This is a genomic window from Micromonospora sp. RTBAU3-60 (assembly GCF_054963695.1).
The window spans coordinates 166080-183772 of the sequence record NZ_JBUEGB010000012.1 but is presented as its reverse complement, the minus strand read 5'-3'; the positions used below and the strand labels follow the sequence as shown (position 1 = coordinate 183772).

Annotated in this window: 12 protein-coding genes; 5 read left to right on the top strand and 7 right to left on the bottom strand. The window is 73.6% G+C overall.

Annotation, left to right across the window (positions count from 1 at the left end; genetic code table 11):
- Nucleotides 1-9: 9 nt before the first annotated feature.
- From ACY34I_RS14920 to mfd, 4 genes are all read right to left on the bottom strand, one after another.
- The gene (locus ACY34I_RS14920; protein WP_462755627.1) at nt 10-1629 is read right to left on the bottom strand and encodes a DUF885 domain-containing protein; all 1620 of its coding nucleotides are present in this window, start codon (nt 1627-1629) and stop codon (nt 10-12) included.
- A 103-nt stretch (nt 1630-1732) separates the two neighbouring features.
- Nucleotides 1733-2737, bottom strand: a complete 1005-nt coding sequence (locus tag ACY34I_RS14915) for a nucleoside triphosphate pyrophosphohydrolase (protein WP_462755626.1) — start codon at nt 2735-2737, stop codon at nt 1733-1735.
- Between the two features lie 2 nt (nt 2738-2739).
- Nucleotides 2740-3489, bottom strand: a complete 750-nt coding sequence (locus tag ACY34I_RS14910) for a hypothetical protein (RefSeq protein WP_462755625.1) — start codon at nt 3487-3489, stop codon at nt 2740-2742.
- Nucleotides 3490-3545: 56 nt separating this feature from the next.
- Nucleotides 3546-7199, bottom strand: a complete 3654-nt coding sequence (mfd, locus tag ACY34I_RS14905) for a transcription-repair coupling factor (protein WP_462755624.1) — start codon at nt 7197-7199, stop codon at nt 3546-3548.
- Nucleotides 7200-7451: 252 nt separating this feature from the next.
- Between mfd and ACY34I_RS14900 the strand changes: the two genes are divergently transcribed.
- Entirely contained in the window at nt 7452-8366 is a 915-nt protein-coding gene (locus ACY34I_RS14900; protein WP_462755623.1) for a cyclase family protein, read from the top strand.
- A 21-nt stretch (nt 8367-8387) separates the two neighbouring features.
- Here the strand turns inward: ACY34I_RS14900 and ACY34I_RS14895 are convergent, their stop codons facing one another.
- Nucleotides 8388-8993 carry a PadR family transcriptional regulator gene (locus tag ACY34I_RS14895; protein ID WP_148798305.1) on the bottom strand — a complete coding sequence of 202 codons (606 nt, stop codon included), beginning with the start codon at nt 8991-8993 and terminating at the stop codon, nt 8388-8390.
- Nucleotides 8994-9085: 92 nt separating this feature from the next.
- On the opposite strand from ACY34I_RS14895, the gene ACY34I_RS14890 reads away from it, so the two are divergent.
- Nucleotides 9086-10258, top strand: coding sequence for an FAD-dependent monooxygenase (locus ACY34I_RS14890; protein WP_462755622.1), 1173 nt, complete (start codon nt 9086-9088; stop codon nt 10256-10258).
- On the opposite strand, the gene ACY34I_RS14885 is transcribed toward ACY34I_RS14890, so the two are convergent.
- Nucleotides 10252-11292: a S66 family peptidase gene (locus ACY34I_RS14885; RefSeq protein WP_462755621.1), complete on the bottom strand. Its 1041-nt coding sequence runs from the start codon at nt 11290-11292 to the stop codon at nt 10252-10254. The genes ACY34I_RS14890 and ACY34I_RS14885 overlap by 7 nt on opposite strands.
- Before the next feature lie 127 nt (nt 11293-11419).
- Here ACY34I_RS14885 and ACY34I_RS14880 point away from each other — a divergent pair, with 127 nt between their 5' ends.
- On the top strand, nt 11420-12475 hold the full coding sequence (locus ACY34I_RS14880) for a hypothetical protein (protein ID WP_462755620.1): 1056 nt from the start codon (nt 11420-11422) through the stop codon (nt 12473-12475).
- A gap of 123 nt (nt 12476-12598) precedes the next feature.
- Nucleotides 12599-15385, top strand: coding sequence for a phosphoenolpyruvate carboxylase (gene ppc, locus ACY34I_RS14875; protein WP_462755619.1), 2787 nt, complete (start codon nt 12599-12601; stop codon nt 15383-15385).
- 71 nt (nt 15386-15456) lie between these two features.
- Here the strand turns inward: ppc and ACY34I_RS14870 are convergent, their stop codons facing one another.
- A complete protein-coding gene (locus tag ACY34I_RS14870; protein ID WP_462755618.1) occupies nt 15457-16323 on the bottom strand; it encodes a hypothetical protein in 867 nt (288 codons plus the stop codon).
- Nucleotides 16324-16377: 54 nt separating this feature from the next.
- Between ACY34I_RS14870 and rmuC the strand changes: the two genes are divergently transcribed.
- A complete protein-coding gene (gene rmuC, locus ACY34I_RS14865; protein WP_462755617.1) occupies nt 16378-17565 on the top strand; it encodes a DNA recombination protein RmuC in 1188 nt (395 codons plus the stop codon).
- Nucleotides 17566-17693 lie beyond the last annotated feature (128 nt).

The window sequence follows — 17693 nt, the reverse complement described above, 5'->3', positions numbered from 1 at the left end:
GCCGCCCGGTCAGATCCCCAGCAGGGTACGCAGGTGGCGTGGGGGCGGGCAGTCGTGCGCCAGCATCGCGTCGTGCCACTCGCGGACCGACACGCCGTCCGGCCGGGCACGGGCGATGTCGGCCAGCTCGCTGTAGCCGACGAAGTAGGTGGAGAGCTGGGCGGAGGTGAGCAGCGCCCGCCGCCACTTGCCGGCCGCCTCGCCCTCCTCCTGGAAGCCGCGCCCGGTCATCAGCGCCATCGCCTCCGCCTCGGGCAGCTCCTCGCAGTGCACGAGCTGGTCGAGCAGCGCGTTGATGGTCATCCGGAGCTGCATCTTGAGCTGCTGGAGGCGGACCGGCAGCCCGCCGAACCCGAGGCCGACCATCAGCTCCTCGGTGTAGACGGCCCAGCCCTCGACGAACACCCCCGACTCGGTGAGCGGCCGGACCCGGGTCGGTCCGGCGTACCGGCGGGCGTGGGCGAGCTGGAGGAAGTGCCCCGGCATCGCCTCGTGCACGGTCAGGTTGCGGATCATGTGGTCGTTGTATTCGCGGTAGAACGACTCGACCCGCTGCGCCGGCCAGTCCGCCGGGGTCGGCGCGATGCAGTAGAAGGTCGGCACGTCCGCCGTCTCCAGCGGGCCCGGCGAGTCGCAGTAGGCCACCGCCACGCCCCGGGCGAACTCCGGCATCTCCTGGATCACGCACGGGTCGTCGACCAGGGTGACCAGGTCGTGCGCGCGGACGAAGTCGGTCGCCTCGTCCAGCGTGACCGAGGCCAGGTCCACGATGGTGGCGTCGTCGGGGTGCTCGGCGGCGAGCAGGTCCAGCGCCCGGCGTACGGTCTCGTCGTCGGCCGGGCCGCCGACCAGCTCGACGGCCGCCTCGCGGATCTCCGCGGTGACCCGGTCCAGGTTGTCCCAGGCGCGGCGCTGGACCTCGGCGGCGCTCAGCTCCGTGTCGAGGGTGTGCCAGAGCCGGGCCTCCCAGCGCCGCCGGCCCAGCCGGGGGTCGCGCCCCGGCCCGGAATCGGCGGCGAGACCCATCCGCAGCCAGGCCACGAACTCCTCCAGCGCGGCGATCGCCGCGGTGGCGGCCGGCTCCACCCGGGCGTACATCGCCGGCGCCTCGGCCAGCAGCCCGGGCAGCTCGTCGCGGATCAGCGCCGCCGTGCCGGTGAACTGCCCGACCGCCGTCTCGGCGTGGATCCGCGGCATGTCGCGCAGCGTGGCGCGCGCGGTCGCCAACGCGTCGGGCACGGCCGCCAGCCGCCCGGCCAGGGAGGTCAGCCGCTCCTCGGCCGGCGCGAACGGGCGGGCCAGCAGGGCGTGCAGCAGCGGGCCCGGGTTGTGCCGCAGCGGGTCCCACTCGTCCGCGCGGATCTCCGCCGCCTCGAACAGCTCCCGGTCGACCAGGCTGCTCAGCAGCGCGTGGTCCACCCGCTCCTCGACGTCCAGCGAGTCCGGGTCCAGCTCCGAGAGCGCGTCGGCCGCGTCCCGGAGCATCGCCTGGTCGGCGGCGCGGGCGTCGGCGGACAGATCGGGCAGGCGGTCGTCGTAGCGGTGGTCCCCGGCCGACGTGGCCAGCCCGGGTCGGCTCTCCAGCAACGCCTCGACGATCCGCTCCGCCAGCGGCACAAACGCTTCCACGCCCCTGACCCTACCGATCTCCACCGACGTTCTCGTTGATGCCCGCGTTCTCGTTGATCAAGGAGTGTGCGTCAGCCTCCGCTTTCCGACGCCAGCTCCTTGATCAACTCTCGTCGGCGCTGGGCGGCGCGGGGCGGGCGGCGGCTTCGGCGGCGCGGACGGCGTCGGCGTAGGCCAGGGTGGTGCGGCGCAGCGCCGCCTCCGGGTCGATACCCGCCTGCCTGGCCGCGGCGACGGTGGCCAGGAGGCTGGCGCCGAGCCGGGCCTCCGGGTCCACCTGGGACTCGGCGAGCGGCGGCGGCACGGCGAGCCCGATCCGCCCGGCCCGGTCCAGGATCTTCGCGGCGAGCGCCAGCGCCGGCTGGCTCAGCGCGATGCCGTCCAGCACCGACGCGCGTGCCTTCTCGGCCCGCTTGATCCGCTCCCAGGCCGCCTCGATCTCCTCGATCGAGCCAGCCTGCTCCCCGGAGAAGACGTGCGGGTTGCGCCGGACCATCTTGTCGACCAGGTCACCGGCCACGTCGTCGACCGTCCAGCGCTTCCCCTCCGGCAACTCCTCGGCGAGCCGGGCGTGCAGCAGCACCTGGAGCAGCACGTCGCCCAACTCCTCGCGGAGCGCGTCGGTGTCGTCCGCGCTGATCGCGTCGTACGCCTCGTAGCACTCCTCGAGCAGGAAGCCGGCGAGGCTGCGGTGGGTCTGTGCCCGCTTCCACGGGTCACCGCCAGGGGAGGCGAGCCGGTCCATCACCTCGACCGCGTCGAGCAGCCGGGCGCCCGGCGGGTCCCAGGACCCGTACATCAGCTCCAGCTCGGCCAGGCCCGGCTCGCGGGCCAGCCGCAGCCCCAACTCCCGGGCCAGCGCCTCGTCGCCGGCCGGCCCGGCCAGCCAGACCGCGCTGCCGTGCGCCGCCACCGCGTCGAGCAGGGCCTGGGTGGCGCCCTCCGCCACCACCGTGACCTCGGCGCCCGCCGCCCGGACCGCCCTGGTCAGCTCGCTCTCCGCGCCGGCGAGCACCGGCGCGGAGCGTACGACGTCCCAGGCGGCCGCGGTCAGCAGACCGGCCGGCAGCCGGGGCGAGGTGACCAGCAGGACGATCCGCGCGGTCATGCTCAGGGTGTGACCGCGCCGGCCGACTCGGAGACCTCCGGCTCGGGCTTGGAGACGTCGGTCACCGCGTCGGACCCGGGCTCGCCCAGCGGCACGCTCACCGCGGCCTGGCCGGCGGCGAAGCTGAGCAGCGGGATCTCCAGCGGACGGTAGCGGGGGCTGACGCTCACCTGGTAGTCGGCGACCGCCGTGGCCAGTACCTTCTTGCTGCCCAGCGCCCCACGCAGCTGGTCTCCGTCGAGCTGGGCGGCGGCCTGCTGGACGGTCACCTCGGCCGGGATCACCCCGGCCGCCTTACCGGCGGCGACCAGCTCGACGAGGTCCTGCTCGGTCGGCGCCACCGGCTCGGCGGCGGGCAGGGAGTTCATGCAGGTGGTCAGCTCGGCCACCCGCTCGGCGTACGCGGTGTCGGCGGGGACGCCGAGCTGCGGGCCGACCTGGTCCGCGGTGATCTGCTGCTGCGGCTGGTAGCCCTTGTCGTCGGCGATCCGCTGGCACACGTCGAGCAGCACCAGGTTGCTGACCACCTGGTTGCGGGACGGCATCCGCAACCCGTTCGACGCGGCCTGCTTCGGGCTGGCGCTGGGCGTGGACTGCTCGGCCCGCAACTCGTCGAGCAGGCGGGTCACCGCATCCTCGGTGATCCGGTGGTCACCGACGTAGGCGGCGACTCCCGGCTCGGCACGGCAACCGGCGATGGCGACGAGACCGACCGCCACACTGGCGGCGGCGATGAGACGGCGAGCACGCATGACGGCCACTCTCTCATGCCCGGCAGGCAGCTGTGACGCCGCCCACCCGGATGGGCTCACCGCGCCCCCGCGCCGGCCGGTTCCGCCGCGACCGGCTCGCCCAGCACATCCTTGAGGAGCTGGGCGCACCACTCCAGCAGCGCCTGATCGCGCAGCGGCTCGCCGCCGACCCGGCGAGTGCTCGGCCGGGGCACGCTGACCTGGTCGAGCGCCTGCTTGTAGACCGAGTCCGGGTGGTAGCGCTTGAGCCGCAGCTGCTTCGAGTCGGGCAGCGGCAGCGGGCTGAACCGGATGTGCTTGCCCTGCATCGACACGTCGGTCAGGCCGTACCGCCGGGCCAGCAGCCGGAACCGGGCCACCGCGACCAGGTTCTGCACCGGCGCGGGCGGCTCGCCGTAGCGGTCGGTCATCTCGGCGACCACCTCACGCAGCCGCTCCTCGTCGCGGGCCTCGGCGAGCTTGCGGTACATCTCCAGGCGCAGCCGTTCCACGCCGACGTAGTCGTGCGGCAGGTGCGCGTCGACCGGCAGGTCCACCTTGACCTCGGTCTCCTCCTCCGCGTGCTCGCCCTTGAAGGCGGAGACGGCCTCGCCGACCATCCGGACGTACAGGTCGAAGCCGACGCCCTCGATGTGGCCGGACTGCTCGCCGCCGAGCAGGTTGCCGGCGCCCCGGATCTCCAGGTCCTTCATCGCCACGTACATGCCGGCGCCCAGCTCGGTGTGCTGGGCGATGGTGGCCAGCCGCTCGTGCGCGTTCTCGGTGAGCGGCTTGTCCGTCGGGTAGAGGAAGTAGGCGTACGCCCGCTCCCGGCCGCGGCCGACCCGGCCCCGGATCTGGTGCAGCTGGGACAGGCCGAGCAGGTCGGCCCGCTCCACGATCAGGGTATTGGCGTTCGGGATGTCGATGCCGGACTCCACGATCGTGGTGCAGACCAGGACGTCGAACTCCTTCTCCCAGAAGCCGACCATCACCTTCTCGAGCGCTTCCTCGCTCATCTGGCCGTGCGCCACCGCGACCCGGGCCTCGGGCACCAGCTCGCGGAGCCGGCGGGCCGCCTTCTCGATCGACTCGACCCGGTTGTGCAGGTAGAACACCTGGCCGTCGCGGAGCAGCTCGCGGTGCACCGCGGCGGCCACCTGCCGCTCGTCGTACGCCCCGACGGCGGTGAGCACCGGGTGCCGCTCCTCCGGCGGGGTAGCGATGGTGGACATCTCCCGGATCCCGGTGATCGCCATCTCCAGCGTGCGCGGGATCGGGGTGGCCGACATGGCCAGCACGTCGACCGAGGCGCGCAGGGTCTTCAGGTGCTCCTTGTGCTCGACGCCGAAGCGCTGCTCCTCGTCGATGATGACCAGGCCGAGCTGCTTGAACCGGGTGGCCGCCTGGAGCAGCCGGTGGGTGCCGATCACGATGTCGACCGTGCCGTCGGCCACCATCGCCAGGGTCTGCTCGGCCTCCTTCGGCGTCTGGAACCGGGAGAGCTGCCGGATGGTGATCGGGAACTGGCTCATCCGCTCGGCGAAGGTGTTGTAGTGCTGCTGCACCAGCAGGGTGGTGGGCACCAGCACGGCCACCTGCTTGCCGTCCTGCACCGCCTTGAACGCCGCCCGGACCGCGATCTCGGTCTTGCCGTAGCCGACGTCGCCGCAGATCAGCCGGTCCATCGGGACGGTCTGCTCCATGTCCCGCTTGACCTCCTCGATGGCGGCCAGCTGGTCCGGCGTCTCCTGCCAGGGGAAGGCGTCCTCCAACTCCCGCTGCCACGGGGTGTCCGGGCCGAACGAGTGCCCCTTGGACGCCTTGCGGGCGGCGTAGAGCTGGATGAGCTGAGCGGCGATCTCGCGGACCGCCTTGCGGGCGCGCGCCTTCGACTTCTGCCAGTCCGAGCCGCCCATCTTGTGCAGGGTGGGCTGCTCGCCGCCGACGTAGCGGGAGAGCTGGTCGAGCTGGTCGGTGGGGACGAAGAGCCGGTCGCCGGGCTGGCCGCGCTTGCTCGGGGCGTACTCGATGACCAGGTATTCCCGGGAGGCGCCGTTGACCGTGCGCTGCACCAGCTCGACGTACCGGCCGATGCCGTGCTGCTCGTGCACCACGTGGTCGCCGGCCTTGAGCTCCAGCGGGTCGATGGTGTTGCGCCGCCGGCTGGGCAGCTTGCGCATGTCCCGGGTGGAGGCGCCCCGGCCGCCGGTCACGTCGTTGCCAGTGAGCAGCACGAACCGGGACGCCTCGTCGACGAAGCCGGCGGTCAGGCAGCCGCAGGAGACCAGCAGCTCGCCGGGGGCGGGCGCGGCCGGCACCTCCTCGATGAGCCGGGCGCCGAGCCCGGCGTCGCGGAGCACCTCGACGGCCCGCTGGGCGGGACCGTGCCCCTCGAAGACCAGCGCGATCGACCAGCCCTCGCCGGCCCAACGCTTCAGGTCGTCGACCACCCGGGCGGTCTCCCCGTGGTAGAGCGGCGCCGGCTGGGCGGCCAGGGTCACCGCGATCGCGTCGTCGGGGGTGACGTCGACCTCGGTGGGCTCGGTGGGCTCGTCCTCCCACGGCTGCCGGGTCGGCGCGGCCTCCGCCTCCACTAGGCCGAACGGCGCGAGCGTCCACCAGGGCTGGCGCAGGGCGCGGGCGGCCGTGCGTACGTCGGCCAGGGTCCGGAATGCGGCGGCGCCCAGGTCGATCGGGGCCTGGCCCCCGACGGCGGCCGCGGCCCAGCTCGCCTGGAGGAACTCCTCCGAGGTACGCACCAGATCGTGCGCACGAGTACGGATCCGCTCCGGGTCGCAGAGCAGCACGTGGCTGCCGGCCGGCATGCAGTCCAGCAGCAGCTCCATCGAGTCGGCGCCGATCAGCGCCGGGGCGAGCGACTCCATCCCCTCGACCGGGATGCCCTCGGCCAGCTTGTCGAGGATCTCGGCCAGCTCCGGATGCTCCTCGGCCAGCGCGGCGGCCCGCCGGCGCACCGCCGGGGTGAGCAGCAGCTCCCGGCACGGTGGCGCCCAGAGCTGCGGAACCTGCTCGATGGTCCGCTGGTCGGCGACGGCGAAGGTACGGATCTCCTCCACCTCGTCGCCCCAGAACTCGACCCGGGACGGGTGCTCGTCGGTGGGCGGGAAGACGTCGAGGATGCCGCCCCGGACGGCGAACTCGCCCCGCTTGGTCACCAGATCCACCCGCGCGTACGCCATGTCGGTGAGCCGGCGGGCGACCTCCTCCAGGTCCGCCTCGTCACCGGCGGTGAGCTGCACCGGCTCCAGGTCGCCGAGCCCCTTGAGCTGCGGCTGCAGCAGCGACCGGACGGGCGCCACCACCACCCGCAGCGGCCCCGTCCGCCCGTGCGCGTCGGCCGACTCCGGGTGCGCCAGCCGGCGCAGCACGGCCAGCCGCCGCCCGACGGTGTCGGAGCGGGGCGAGAGCCGCTCGTGCGGCAGCGTCTCCCAGGACGGGAAGACGGCCACCTGCTCCGGCGGCAGCAGGCTGCCCAACGCGGACGCGAGGTCCTCGGCCTCCCGGGTGGTGGCGGTGACGGCGAGCACCGGACGCCCGGCACCGCCCACCGGCTCGTCCGCGGCGACGGCCGCCACCGCGAACGGACGCAGCGCGGCCGGCGCGGTGATGTCGAGGCCGTCGACCTGCGCGGCACCGGAGCGCGCCAGGTCACGCGCCCGGGCCAGCCCGGGGTCGGCCAGGGCGGCGGAGAAGAGTCCGGTGAGCATGAGTGATCACTTCCAGGAGGTCGACGCACGGCGACGACCCCGCGTCCAGCCGGACGGGGGGTGCACCGTTCGAGACTATCCCCCTCCCGGGACATTCCGGGTGGTGCCCGACGCCACCGGCGGGGGCGGGAGGCTGCCCGGGGGCGCCACATCGGCGAGGTGGCGGTATCCCACGCCGAGCACACCGCCAACTCGGCGAGGTGGCGGTGTCCGGATCTTGACCACGGCCGGCGGGCGTGGTGCGGTGACCGCATGGCAGGTGAGTACCGGGCGGTCTTCGACGCGGAGGTCGTCTTCGTCAACGGCGGCGGGTTGCGGACCGAGGGATTCCGGCTGGACGTCCCTGGCCCGGAGGTCGACGACGCGACGCTGGGCACGCTCCTGGTCCGGCATCTCGGGCTGCTGATGGTGGGCGAGGTGCGGATCACCAACAAGACGGTCGTCGAGGAGCCGCACAAGGGCGGCCGGGGAGTCGGCGTCCCGGCGGGCGAGGGCGGCCGGCGCCTGGTCGAGTTGAGTCACCTGATCACCGACGGGATGACCACGCTGCCCGGCTGGCCGGCGCCGCGGATCACCGACTGGCTGACCCGGGAGGCGTCCCGCGCGAACTACGCCCCGGGCGTGGAGTTCCACGTCGCCCGGATCGACATGATCGCCAACACCGGCACCTACCTCGACACGCCCGCCCACCGCTGGGCGGACGGGGCCGACCTCGCCGGCACCCCGCTCGACCGCCTCGCCGACCTGCCCGGAATCGTGGTCCGGGTGCCGGCCGGCACCCGGGCGGTGGACGGGCTGATGCTGGCCCCGTACGACGTGGCGGGGCGGGCGGTGCTGCTGCACACCGGGTGGGACGCGCACTTCGGCACCGACCGGTACGCCGGTCCCGACGCACCCCACCTGACCGGCGACGGCGCGGAGTGGCTGGTGGCGGCGGGAGCCGCACTGGTTGGCATCGACTCGATCAACATCGACGACATGACTGCGGCCGCCGCTGGCGAGCGCCCCGCGCACAGCACCCTGCTCGCCGGCGGCATCCCGATCGTGGAGCACCTGACCGGGCTGGGCACCCTGCCTCCGGAGGGGTTCCGGTTCACCGCCGCGCCGCCGATGGTGGCCGGCATGGGCACCTTCCCGGTCCGCGCCTTCGCCGTCGTCGACGGCTGACCGACCTCCGCTTGGGGCAGGTCAGGCCGGTGCGGAGCCGTCCGACGGTCCGGCCGGCTCAGGAGCTGTCCAGGTGAGCCGGCCGGTACGCAGATCCTCGACCACCGACCGCAGCCACCGCTCCTCGGCGGCGGCCACCGCGTCCAGGTGCTCGTCCTCCAGGTTGAACACCCTGGGCAGGTCGGGGTGCGCGCCCAGCGCGGCGGCCCGCTCGTTCCGGGTCCGCCCAAGGCGCTCGGCCCGCTCCTCCAGCACCTCTGCCGCCTCCGTCGGGCTGAGCATCGCCAGGTGGGACAGGGCCGCCGGGAACTGCGGAAACTCCTGCTTCGGCTCGGCCAGCATCCGCCTCAGCCACTCTCGGGCGACCCGCCGGCCGGCGTCGGTCAACTCGTACACCGTGCGTTCCGGGTAGGCCTGCTCCCGGCCGGTCTCGCGCACCGCGATCAGGCCGTCGGCGTGCAGGCGCTCGATGGTCCGGTAGAGGCTCGCCCGCTGCCCCACGTTGACCACCTGGTCCTTGCCCCACTGCCGGATGAGCCGCTGCACCCCGTACGGGTGCAGCGGCTCGTGGTGCAGCAGGGCGAGCACGGTCAGGGCGAGCGGCGAACTCCGTACGGCGGTCTCCATGACAGCGATCGTAGAGCCAGTCGAACTAGTTGACACGGACTAGTTTCACTGCAACTATTCTCCTTGTTACGCGCCAAGAGGGGAGCCCGCAGATGAGCGCGGTACGGACGGCACTGGTGATCGGTGGCGGCATCGGCGGCACGGTCACCGCGATGGCACTCGCCCGGGCAGGCATCGAGGCGACGGTTCACGAGGCGTACCCGGGGGACGCCGACGGGGTCGGCGCGATGCTGAGCCTGGCCCCGAACGGCCTGGCGGCCCTGCGGATCGTCGGAGCGGAGGAGGTGGTCCAGGCCGCCGGCCACCCCGTCCCCGGTGTGGTCCTCGCGGACAGCGCGGGGAACCAGCTCAGCGAGTTCCACGGCTTCCCCGGGCTGCCCGCCACCCACGCGATGGCCCGCGCGGACCTGTACCGGGCGCTGACCGACCACGCGCTCGCCCGAGGCGTGAAGATCGAGTACGGCAAGCGCCTCGTCGCGGCCGAGGAGCGCCCGGACGCGGTCACCGCCGTCTTCGCCGACGGCAGCACCGCGAGCGCCGACGTGCTGATCGGCGCGGACGGCATCCGTTCCACCGTCCGCACACTGATCGACCCGGCCGCACCCGGCCCCGAGTACGCCGGCGTGCTCGGCTTCGGCGGGCTGGCCGCCGAGGACACCGTGGCCGCCGCGCCCGGCACCATGTACTTCGCCTTCGGCAGCTCGTTCATCGGGTACTGGCGGCTGCCCGACGGTCAGCTCTGCTGGTTCGCCAGCCTGCCGCGTACCGAGCCGCTGAGCCGGGCGGAGGTCCACCGGATCCCGGCCGAACAGTGGCTGGCGGAGCTGCGCGAGCGCTACGCGGACCACGTCCCCGGCGCCCAACTGCTGGCGCACACCACACCCGACACCCTGATGGCGACCGGGCCGATGGAGCGCATGCCGTCCGTGCCGCACTGGCACCGGGGACGCCTGGTCCTCGTCGGCGATGCGGTTCACGCCCCCTCGTCCAGCTCCGGGCAGGGCGCCTCGCTGGCCATCGAGAGCGCCATCGAGCTGGCCCGCTGCCTACGTGACCTGCCCGACCACGCCGCCGCGTTCGACGCGTACGAGCGGCTGCGGCGCGGCCGGGTGGAGCTGATCGGCGGCAACGCGGCCGCCACGAACCGGGCCAAGGCCGGGCAGGCGGCCTCCCCGCCCACCCTGCCCAGCCCGGAGCAGATGTTCGGCCCCGTCCACCGTCACCTGATCGACTGGGACGCGACGGCGAGCCACGCCGGTCAGTAGCGCACCGAGATCCGCCGCTCGACGGCGTCGACCCGGACCTCCCCGCCGTACGGGATGATCAACTGCGGGTCGGTGTGGCCGAGGTCGACGTCGAACACCACCACAGCGTCGGGGTGGTACGCCGCCAGCGCCCGCGTGACCGCGTCCCGCTGCGCCTCGGCGAACTCCCGGCGCTGTGCCGTGGTGTGCGGGCGGTCGAAATCCCACGCCTTGGCCCGGCCCACCAGCACCGCCGGGAAGCCGGCGAGCAGCCCGCGCTCGCCCATGTTGCGGAGGATTCGGAAGACCTCGGTGGCCGAGGGCAGTTCCTCCGACGTCTCGATGATCAGCACCTCACCCGCGTGGTCCGCCACCGCACCGACCCGGTCGGTGGCCAGCAGCCAGTGCAGGATCTCCAGGTTCCCGCCCCAGGTACGCCCCTGCACCACGGTCGCCGGCCCCTGCCAACGCCACCCGGTGCCGGGGAACATCACCGGCTCGTCCGCCAGCGTGGCCGGGTCCCGCCAGTCGTTCGGCTGGTCGCCCCACTCGGTGGCCGGGCTCAGGTCGTACCAGCCGAAGGTGAAGAAGGCGGCCCGCAGCGAGTCGAAGGTCAGCGGGTGCGGCTTGCCGGGCCGGCCGAGGTGTACCAGCACCGATCCGCCGTGGTACGCCACGATCCCCAGCCGGTAGAGGTGGTTGAGGACGTTGGTGTTGTCCGAGTAGCCGAAGTACGGCTTCGGGTTGGCCCGCAGCACCGCGTCGTCCAGGTGGGGCGTGACCGTGATCAGGTCTTCCCCGCCGACGGTGGCCAGCACGGCGGTGATCGTCGGATCGGCGAAGGCGGCGGTCAGGTCCCGCGCCCGGTCCCGCGGGTCGGCGCCCATCTGCCGGGTCGTCGGATACTCCACCGGCTCCAGCCCGAACTCGTCGCGCAGCCGGCGCAGCCCCAGTTCGTACACGTGGGGGAAGAGGCCCGGCAACCCGGCGGACGGGGAGACCACGGCGACCCGGTCGCCGGGCTTCGGCTTGCCGGGATAGCGCAGCGACGTCATGCCGCGACGCTATCGGCCCGGGCCAGCGGATTTTCCGGCCGTCCACCGGGCCGGCCGGTCGCGCGCCGGGCGGGGCGGGGCGGCGAAACCGCACAACCCGGGCGAAGCGCCGCCCTAGGCTGGCCACGTGGGCGAGCAGGGGCGGGAGCTTCCGGTACGCGAGTGGCTGCCGCGGGCGGCCGGGCTGCTGATCGGCACGCTCGCCCTGGCCACCGCGTTCATCGCGGCGTACGTCGGGGCGCTGCACAAGCCGACCCCGCACGACCTGCCGGTCGGGGTGGCCGCGGGTGACCAGCGCGCCCAGGCGGTGCTGGCCGCCGTCCGCAGCCGGACCGACACGCTCAAGCCCGTCCAGTACGACAACCAGGACCGCGCCCTCGACGCCCTGCGGTCCCGCGAGGTCTACGCGGTGCTCCACGCCGACCCGGGCGGCGGCCTGACCCTGACCACGGCCAGCGCCAGCGCGCCCGCCGCCACCGATCTGGTCACCCAGGTGCTCACCCAGGCCGCCCGGCAGGCCAACCTGCCGCTCCAGGTCACCGACGAGGTGCCCACCGCCGCCGGCGACCCGCGCGGGTTGGTGCCGTTCTACCTCGCGGTCGGCCTGGTCCTCGGGGGCTACCTGGCGTCCACCGCCCTGGGCATCTCGCTCGGCACCGCACCCCGCAGCCTGCGCCGCGCCGGCCTGCGGATCGCCACCCTCGCGGTGCACTCCGTGCTGCTCGGGATCATCGGCGCGGTGCTGGTCGGGCCGGTGATGCACATCTGGGACCACGAGGTCGTGGTGGTCTTCCTGGTGGGCGCGCTCACCGTGTTCGCCGCCGGCATGGTCGCCGCGGCGGTGCAGGGGTGGCTGGGGTTGCTCGGCACCGGGCTGGTGATCCTGCTGCTGGTCGTGCTCGGCAACCCCGGCTCGGGCGGCATCTACGCCCCGGAGTTCCTGCCCGCCTTCCTGCGCGGGATGCACCGGTGGAACGTCCCCGGCCTGGCCACCGACTCGCTCAAGTCGGCCGTCTACTTCGACTGGCGGGGCGCGCGCTGGCCGCTGGTGGCACTGGGGATCTGGGCCGTGCTCGGGATCCTCGGGCTGGTCACCGCGACGCTCTTCCGGGTGCACCGGCGCGCCGTCCGGGCCGCGCGGGCCCGTCCGGCCGCACCCGGGAGACCGATGGCCGATGGCTGAACCGGTCGATCCGTCCTGGAGTGCAGATCATCACCCCGTCCCCCTCCTGACACCGGGGCCCACGCGGATACGATCCAGGGAGTCGGACAGCGCTGTCCTTCGTACTCGCGTAAGGAGCGCACCGTGACCGACCAGCACGACCACGACGGGCCCGACGCCGCTCTCCGGGCCGACATCCGCCGCCTCGGCACCCTGCTCGGGCAGACCCTCGCCCGCCAGGAGGGCCGGCCGCTCCTCGACCTGGTCGAGGAGATCCGCGCGCAGGTCCGCTCCGACGCCCCCGCCGCCGCGCAGCGCCTCGCCGGCCTGGACGTCACCACCGGCACGAAGCTGGCCCGCGCCTTCTCCACCTACTTCCACCTGGCCAACATCACCGAGCAGGTGCATCGGGCCCGTGACCTGCGCCGCCGCCGGGCGATGCACGGCGGCTGGCTGGACCAGGCTGCCAAGATGATCGCCGAGCGCGGGGTCCCGGCCGAGGAGATCGCCGCGGTGGCCCGCCGGCTGGCGGTACGCCCGGTCTTCACCGCCCACCCCACCGAGGCGGCCCGCCGGTCGATCCTGTCCAAGCTGCGCGCCATCGCCGACGAACTCGACGCGGAGACCGCCAACGCCATCCTCTACGGGGCCAGCGACGAGGGCCCGGCCAACCGGCGCCTGGCCGAGCTGCTGGATCTGATGTGGCAGACCGACGAGCTGCGGCTGGACCGGCCCGACCCGACCGACGAGGCCCGCAACGCCATCTACTACCTCCGCGACCTGCACGCCGAGGCCGCCCCGCAGGTCCTCGACGACCTCGCCGACACGCTGCGCACCCTGGGCGTGGAGACCTCGCCGACCGCCCGCCCGCTGACCTTCGGCACCTGGATCGGCGGCGACCGGGACGGCAACCCGTTCGTCACCCCGACGGTCACCCGCGAGGTGCTGCGGATCCAGCACGAGCACGGCATCGAGGCCACCGAGAAGGCGATGGACGAGCTCATCAGCGAAGTCTCCGTCTCCCGCCGGCTGCGCGCGGTCTCGCTGGACCTCTCCGCCAGCCTCGCCACCGACCTGGACGCGCTGCCCGAGGTGGCGCCCCGGTTCCGGCGGGTCAACGCCGAGGAGCCCTACCGGCTCAAGGCGCGGTGCGTGAAGGCGAAGCTGGCCAACACCCGGGAGCGGCTGCGCAACGACACCCCGCACGTGCCGGGGCGGGACTACCGCGGCTCCGCCGAGCTGATCGCCGACCTGGAGCTGCTGCGCGCCTCGCTGGCCCGCAACTCCGGGCAGCTCACCGCCGTGGGCCGGCTCGCCTCGACGATCCGTACGGTCTCCGCGTTCGGGCTGCACCTGGCCACCATGGACGTCCGCGAGCACGCCGACGCGCACCACGCAGTCCTCGCCCAGCTCTACGGGGCGGTCGGTGAGGTGTCCGACTACCCGTCGCTGAGCCGACTGGAGCGCACCAAGCTGCTCGCCGACGAGCTGGCCGGCCGCCGGCCGCTCTCCACCCTCGACACGCCGCTCACCGAGAACGCCCGGAAGACGTTCGACGTGTTCGGGGCGATCCGCGAGGCCCAGGACCGGTTCGGCGCCGAGGTGATCGAGTCGTACATCATCTCGATGACCCTCGGCGTGGACGACGTGCTCGCCGCGGTGGTGCTGGCCCGCGAGGCCGGCCTGATCGACGTGCACAGCGGCCGGGCCCGGATCGGTTTCGTGCCGCTGCTGGAGACCCCGGCCGAGCTGAACGCCGGCGGCGAACTGCTGGACGAGCTGCTGTCGCTGCCGGCGTACCGGGCGCTGGTCGCGGCCCGGGGCGACGTACAGGAGGTGATGCTGGGCTACTCCGACTCCAACAAGGAGGCCGGCATCACCACCAGCCAGTGGTCCATCCACCGGGCCCAGCGGGCGCTGCGCGACGTGGCCGCCCGGCACGGCGTGCACCTGCGGCTCTTCCACGGCCGGGGCGGCACGGTCGGCCGGGGCGGCGGACCCACCCACGACGCCATCCTGGCCCAGCCGTACGGCACCCTGGACGGTGCCATCAAGGTCACCGAGCAGGGCGAGGTCATCTCCGACAAGTACACGCTGCCCGCGCTGGCCCGGGAGAACCTGGAGCTGACCGTGGCCGCGGTGCTCCAGGCGACGCTGCTGCACACCGCGCCCCGGCAGCCGGCCGAGATGCTGGAACGCTGGGACGCGACCATGGACGTGGTCTCCGAGGCGGCGTTCCGGTCGTACCGGTCGCTGGTCGAGGACCCGGACCTGGCCGCGTACTTCTGGGCCTCCACTCCCACCGAGCTGCTGGGTCAGCTGAACATCGGCTCCCGGCCGGCGAAGCGGCCGAACACCGGTGCCGGCCTGGCGGGCCTGCGGGCCATCCCGTGGGTGTTCGGCTGGACGCAGACCCGGCAGATCGTCCCCGGCTGGTTCGGCGTCGGGTCCGGGCTGGCCGCCGCGCGTGCCGCCGGTCTGGAGGACGTGCTCGCCGAGATGCACCGGAACTGGCACTTCTTCCGCACGTTCCTGTCGAACGTCGAGATGATGCTGACCAAGACCGACCTCACCATCGCCCGCCGGTACGTCGAGACCCTGGTCCCGAAGAAGCTGCACCCGATCTTCGAGAAGATCGAGCAGGAGTACGAGCTGACCAAGCAGGAGGTGCTGGCGGTCACCGCCTCGCCGGCCCTGCTGGAGAACTCGCCCGTCCTCCAGCGGACGCTGGCGGTGCGCGACACCTACCTCGAGCCGCTGCACCACCTCCAGGTGGCGCTGCTGCGGCAGTACCGGGACTCCGGCGCCGCGGGCCGCGCGGTGGCGACCGCGCCCGGCGGCCGCCGCGCCCCCAACGACGGTACGGCGCTGGAGCGGGCGCTGCTGACCACGGTCAACGGCATCGCCGCCGGCATGCGCAACACCGGCTGACCGACGTCGGACGGCAACGGGCCCCGGTCACGCCGACCGGGGCTCGTTGCCGTGCTGCGCTCAGCGGCCGGTCACCAGTCGCCGCCGCCGAAGTCGCCCCCACCGAAGTCCCCGCCGCCGAAGTCACCGAAGCCGCCGTAGTCGCCACCGCCGGAATAGTCCCCGCCGGAGAAGTCGCCACCGCCCTGACCGCCGGTGAACTGGTCGCCGCCGAACTGGTCGCCGCCGAACTGGTCGCCGCCGAAGTCGTTACCCTGGTCGCCGTAGTCCTGGCCGTCGCCGAAGCCGTCCTGGAAGCCCTCCTGATAGCCGGCCTCGTAGCCGTAACCAGGGTCGGCGAAGGCGGGTGAGAAGAGGGCGTCGGCGATCAGCATGCCGCCGATCACCCCGGCCCCGGCGCCGAGCGCGGTCTTCCACCACGGCGTCGAGTACCAGCCGGCGGGCACCCGCCGCCCCTGCCAGTTGCCGCCCGGGTAGTAGTAGGGGGTGTGGTTGCCCGGCTGCGGGCCGGCCCGGTAGGTCTGCCCCTGCACGTTGACCTCGCGCTCCTTGGTGAGCACCCCGGCGCCCCGGGCGGCGGCCAGCGGCGGCAACTCCGGCCCCGGGTCGATGCCCAGCGCGGTCCGCGCCGCCCGGATGTACGCCAGCCCCTCCAGCGCGGTCTCCCGGGCCAGCGCGAACTGGTGCGGGGTGCGCGCCTGCTCCAGCTGGGAGCCGGCCGCGTTGTACCGCTCGCCAGCGTCGGCCAGCGCCTGGCGTACCGCCGGGGCGTCGCCGTGCAGGTTCATCAGCTGCCCGCCGAGCCGCTCGTACCAGCGCTGCGCCTCGGCCCGGGCGTCGGCCAGCTCGGTGGCCCTGCGCGACCTGCTCCCCCACCGCCAGAACACCAGGGCACCTCCGAGCATCAGCACCAGGACGAACCACAGCGCAACTCTCATGACTCGACGGTACCCACGCCGGTCACGTCGTACCTGTTTGGCAAGCTTCGGAGGGTGACGAGCATCGCAACGCTGGCCGTGGTGATCATCTGTCTCGCCGCCGGCGGCGCGGTGGGCTGGCTGGCCGCCAAGTCCCGCTCGGCGACCCAGATCGCCCGGCTGGAGGCGACTCTCGCCGCCACCCGCGAGGGCGAGGGGCGGCTGGAGCAGTCGATGCGGGCGCTCAGCTACGAGGCGACCGCCCAGTCACAGGAGGCCGTGGCCCGGGCGGTGGCCCCGCTGCACGACACCCTCCGGCGCTACGAGCAGCGGGTCGCCGAGCTGGAGCATGACCGGGTCGACGCGTACGCGGAGCTGCGCGAGCAGGTGCGGGCGATGAGCACGGTCTCCGGGGAGCTGCGCACCGAGACCAAGCAGCTCGTCGCGGCGCTGCGCGCCCCGCAGGTCCGCGGCCGCTGGGGCGAGCACCAGCTCCGCCGGATCGTCGAGGCGGCCGGCATGCTGGAGCACTGCGACTTCTCCGAGCAGGTCACCGCCGCCACCGACCACCAGGGGGTACGCCCCGACCTGGTGGTCCGGCTGCACGGCGGCCGGACGGTGGTGGTCGACGCCAAGGCGCCCTTCGACGCGTACCTGACCGCCATGGAAGCGCGCGACGAGCGGGGGCGGGACACCCACCTCGACGCGCACGCCCGGCACCTGCGGGCGCACGTGGACTCCCTGGCCGCCAAGTCCTACTGGGCCGCGTTCGACCAGTCGCCCGAGTTCGTGGTGCTCTTCGTGCCGGCGGACCCGTTCCTCGACGTGGCGTTGCAGCGCGACCCAACGCTGCTGGAGCACGCGTTCGCCCGCAACGTGGTGCTGGCCACGCCGGCCACCCTGGTGGCGCTGCTGCGCACCGTGGCCTACTCGTGGCGGCAGGAGGCCCTGGCCCGCAACGCCGCCACGGTGCACTCGCTGGCCCGCGAGCTGTACGGGCGACTGTCCACCCTGGGCGACCACGTGGGCAAGCTGGGCGCCTCGCTGGGCGGGGCGGTGACCGCGTACAACCGGGCGGTGGGTTCGCTGGAGGCGCGAGTGCTGGTCAGCGCCCGCAAGCTGGCCGAGCTGGGCGTCTCCGACCAGGCGTTGACCGCTCCGCCCCAGGTCGAGGTGGCGCCCCGCCAGCCGCAGGCGCCTGAGCTGCTGTCGCCCGGCACCGGCCCGGCGTCCACGTCGGCCGGCCGGGACATCGAGGACTGACCGGGGCGACGACCACGACCGATCCGTGTCACGGACTGATCACAACCGACCTCGCGCTAGTGACACCGGCACGGCCCACCCCGAAGGATCTCGGTTACCTGTGCCCTGTTCCTGAAGGGCCCTGTTCT